General features: G+C 48.3%; 1 protein-coding gene. It reads left to right on the top strand.

Annotation, left to right across the window (positions count from 1 at the left end):
- The coding region (locus tag LMF89_RS25560; RefSeq protein WP_304622630.1) for a thiolase family protein at nt 1-532 on the top strand (532 nt) is incomplete at both ends.

The raw sequence follows: 532 nt of genomic DNA, 5'->3' as shown, positions 1-532 counted from the left end.
TAAAAGGGGTGCAAGCATCGGAACTTGGTGCGACAGTTATAAAGGACGTGCTTGAAAGAGCGGGAGTAGAAGCTAGCCTTGTGGACGAAGTAATCATGGGAAATGTCCTCCAAGCAGGACTCGGACAAAATCCCGCAAGGCAAGCGGCAATAAAAGCAGGATTGCCAGAGTCAGCTTCGGCGATGACAATCAATAAGGTATGCGGTTCTGGGTTAAAAGCAGTTCACCTCGCAGCCCAGGCAATTGTGGCAGGGGAAGCAGATGTTATAGTAGCAGGCGGAATGGAAAACATGAGCCAGGCGCCTTATGTGCTAAAGAACGCCCGGGATGGCTTCAAAATGGGAGATCAAAAACTCGTAGACAGCATGATATCTGATGGCTTATGGTGTGCTTTCAATGACTATCATATGGGAATGACCGCGGAGAATCTTTGCGATAAATATGAAATAAGCCGGGAAGAACAGGATAGCTTCGCTGCCTGGAGCCAAGAAAAAGCAGCTCAAGCAATGGAGCAAGGCAGGTTTAAGGATGA

The sequence above is a fragment of the Pelosinus baikalensis genome (genome assembly GCF_020819555.1).
Lineage (GTDB): Bacteria > Bacillota > Negativicutes > DSM-13327 > DSM-13327 > Pelosinus > Pelosinus baikalensis.
Note: the sequence above shows the minus strand (reverse complement) of the source record. Positions and strands in the feature narration are given on the sequence as shown.